Raw genomic sequence first — 3602 nt, forward strand, 5'->3', positions numbered from 1 at the left:
GGCCATGGGCGCTCAACCCAAACCGCAACTGGCAACGACATGGACACCTATGCCGCTGACTTTGCCGAACTGGCGGCGGCACTCGACCTGCGGGACGCCATACATGTGGGACATTCGACCGGCGGCGGCGAAGCTGCTCACTACGTCGCACGTCATGGCAAGGACCGCGTGGCCAAACTGGTCTTGATAAGCGCCGTTCCACCGATCATGGTGAAAACCGCCGCAAACCCCGGTGGCTTGCCGATCGAAGTCTTGGATGGCTTGCGTGCTCAGCTCGCTGCAAACCGATCGGCGTTCTATTGGGATTTCCCGATCCCGTTCTACGGTTTCAATCGCGAGGGCGCAACCGTATCCGACCCAATCCGTACGAACTGGTGGCGGCAGGGCATGATGGGGGGCGCGAAGGCGCACTACGACTGCATCAAAGCCTTCTCGGAAACGGATTTTACGGAAGACCTGAAAATCATCGACGTTCCAACGCTTGTGATGCACGGCGACGACGATCAGATCGTTCCCATTGCGGACTCCGCGCTTCTATCAGTGAAACTCCTGAAGAATGGAACGTTGAAGGTCTATGAGACATATCCGCATGGCATGTGCACGACCCATGCGGACGTCATCAACGCCGATCTTCTTGCGTTCATAAGAAGTTGAGAGATGTCTGCGGCTGGTGACCATCATGGCATCGGCAAGACCGAATTATATCGAACCGGAGCGGCGACTACCGACACTCTTCTTTGTCGACGACTCCGGGACAGCCCTGACGATCGACGACAATGCGTCGTCAAGAAAGTGAGATGAGGCGAACTGCTATGGAGAACTTCCAGGAAAAAGTTGTCATCATTACAGGTGGCAGCAGCGGTATAGGATTGGCTGCAGCCCAGCAATTTGCATCGCGGGGTGCGAAGGTCCTTGTCACAGGACGGCGCGCTGAAGTGCTGGCGGAGATTGCGGCTGCAAATCCCAACATCCATGGCTTTGTCGCAGACGCGGCCGACCCGGAAGCAGCGGGTAAAACGATTGATTCTGCCATCAAACTTTGGGGCCGCCTCGATATCCTGGTCAATAATGCCGGCGCTGGTGCAATCCGATCCCTGCTGGAGAGCGATGCGAATACCATCTCGAGTATATACGCGGTGAACGTGACTGGACCAATCCTTCTTGCTGCGGCAGCAGTTCCGCATCTTGCAAAGACAAGGGGCACCATCGTCAACATGTCGAGTACATTCGGCAGCAAGGCAGCACCAGAGCTTTCGGTTTACGGTTCGAGCAAGGCCGCCGTAGAGCACCTGACACGCTGCTGGGCATTGGAACTTGCGCCCCGAGGAATTCGCGTGAATGCCATAGCGCCCGGACCTGTGGAGACAGATTTTTTACGCGACCGTATGGGCTTGTCTTCGGATCAGATTGCCGCCGTGACAGATCAAGAGCGCAAGCTTATCCCGTTAGGTCGCCGTGGCGTGCCCGAAGACGTTGCCAGATGGATTTTGAACGTCGCCGATCCGCGCGCGACGTGGATCACAGGACAGGTCATTGCCGTTGACGGAGGACTCGTCACAGCCTAGTTGCGAGGATGGGCTCTGACAACCAGCAGCCAGCTCCCGTTCGATGCCGGTCTTGATCGCTAGTGGTCGGGAAGCTCTACCCAAAGTTTCTTGGCGAAGCCGCGCTTATCGAGTTTCCACGCACTGCTGACGATCTCCGCCCGCCCACCACGGCATCTGTATGAGAAGACGGCGTCATGGCCGATCGCAAAAGCTGGAACATTGTCCTCATTCTGATGCTGCCGGCAGAACTCATCTGCTCCCGGGTTATTGCGGGCATTGTTCATTTTCACGCAAGGCAGGTTCGCACCGACGAAGCAGACCATGATCTTGCCGTTCATACAGCGATATCGTGCCTGCGTTTTCAGCTCTGCCTCGTCCGGAGCGGCCGTGGCCGCTGGGAACAGTTTCTTGAAGGCTTCCACCGTCCCGTTATAGAGAGCATGTGAGTATTCGCGTATCGTGTCGTCGTTGCGCTCCTCGCTGCACAATTGGTGAAGATCCGGGCCAGGCGCGGCAGCAGCAACACCAGTCATATAGCAGATCGGAAGAATTCCAAGGAGCGTTGCCGCCAAGGAGAACCCGATATTCGAATAGCGGAATACAGTCATTGCAACCTCCTTAGAACATGCGCAAGGAACCTTTCGGTAGGCATTTGAGCATACTAGTCGGGCCACTACATTGACTAGGGCAGGGTATCGGTGATTTGGCCGATATCCTGCCATTTAGCTACGGGTGTGGAAATGCCTCAGGAAAGACCGCGTGCCCTCCTGTTTCGGTGTGTCGATAACCTCGCGCGCCGGCCCTTCTTCCACGATAACGCCGTCGCGCATGAAGACGACGATATCCGCGACTTCACGTGCAAAGGCAATTTCATGCGTGACAATGATCATTGTCATACCTTCCGCGGCAAGATCCCGCATTACGGACAGCACCTCGGAAACAAGTTCCGGATCGAGCGCAGACGTGACTTCATCGAAGAGCATAACCTCCGGTTCCATTGCCAACGCCCGGKCAATCGCAACACGCTGCTTCTGTCCACCCGAGAGCCTTTGCGGATAAACGTCAGCCTTGTCGACCAGTCCAACTTTGGCAAGCAATTTGCGCGCCAGAACTGCGGCCTCGGCTTTCGGCATATTCTTCGCGGAAACGGGTCCTTCCATGACGTTTTGCAAAACCGTCATGTGAGGAAACAGGTTGAAATGCTGGAACACCATGCCTGCCCCGCGACGGAAGCGGGCCTGCTCGCGCGCCGAAGGAAGACTCGTTCCATGTCCGAACTTGAACGCGTCGTTACCGATGCGGATACGGCCGTCGTCTGGGATGACCAGCAGATTCATGCAGCGGAGCAGTGTGGACTTACCGGATCCCGACGGGCCAATGAGTGCAATGACGGCGCCAGGAGCAATCTTCAAATTGATGTCGCGCAAAACGACCAGATCACCGAACTGCTTTTTGAGCGAACTGATCTCGATCTTATAGTTCTCGGCAATCATTTTAGTCACTTTCCCGAAGAGCCTTCTCGCTCTTCTTCACGATGGCCGTCAGTGGCACGAGTACGACAAAATAGATGATCGCAATCACCGTATAGACTTCGAGCGGACGGTATGTTTCGGTCGCGGCTGATTGCCCTTGGTAAAGGAGATCAGGCACAGCCAGAACGGAAACCAGCGATGTATTCTTGAACTGGATGATCGACTGATTCATGAGTGGAGGGATCATTTGTTTGATCGCCTGCGGCAGAATAATGCGACGCATCACCCGCGCTGGCGTCAGGCCGAGCGCCAGACCGGCTTCACGTTGGCCGGCGTCAATCGCAACGATGCCACCGCGGATTACCTCGGCATAGAACGATCCGCCATACAACGACAGGGTGAGAACAGCCGCTGTGATGGCGCTCATCTCGATGCCCGTCAAAATTGGCAGTGCATAGTAAAACCACAGAAGTTGGACAAGGAGAGGCGTGCAACGAAAGAGTTCGATATACGCCCGGGACACCCATCTTAGAAACGCGAACCGGGAAATCTGCGCCAGACCGGCAATCAGCCCCATCAGTAG

The 3602-nt window shown here is 56.0% G+C and carries 5 protein-coding genes; 2 read left to right on the forward strand and 3 right to left on the reverse strand.

Annotated features, from left to right (window positions below):
- Both ACXJ5O_RS21640 and ACXJ5O_RS21645 read left to right on the forward strand, forming a co-directional pair.
- Positions 1-654 (forward strand): alpha/beta fold hydrolase (locus tag ACXJ5O_RS21640; RefSeq protein ID WP_457301692.1); only part of this gene is annotated, 654 nt, incomplete at its 5' end.
- A gap of 143 nt (positions 655-797) precedes the next feature.
- The gene (locus ACXJ5O_RS21645) at positions 798-1565 is read left to right on the forward strand and encodes an SDR family NAD(P)-dependent oxidoreductase (RefSeq protein ID WP_457301693.1); all 768 of its coding nucleotides are present in this window, start codon (positions 798-800) and stop codon (positions 1563-1565) included.
- Between the two features lie 59 nt (positions 1566-1624).
- On the opposite strand, the gene ACXJ5O_RS21650 is transcribed toward ACXJ5O_RS21645, so the two are convergent.
- From ACXJ5O_RS21650 to ACXJ5O_RS21660, 3 genes are all read right to left on the reverse strand, one after another.
- Complete coding sequence (locus ACXJ5O_RS21650) at positions 1625-2155, reverse strand: hypothetical protein (RefSeq protein ID WP_457301694.1); 531 nt, start codon at positions 2153-2155, stop codon at positions 1625-1627.
- Positions 2156-2269: 114 nt separating this feature from the next.
- The gene (locus tag ACXJ5O_RS21655; protein WP_457301695.1) at positions 2270-3040 is read right to left on the reverse strand and encodes an amino acid ABC transporter ATP-binding protein; all 771 of its coding nucleotides are present in this window, start codon (positions 3038-3040) and stop codon (positions 2270-2272) included.
- Position 3041: 1 nt separating this feature from the next.
- Positions 3042-3602: amino acid ABC transporter permease (locus tag ACXJ5O_RS21660; protein ID WP_457301696.1), on the reverse strand; the 561-nt coding region annotated here is incomplete at its 5' end.

The sequence above is a fragment of the Phyllobacterium sp. P5_D12 genome (assembly GCF_054049495.1).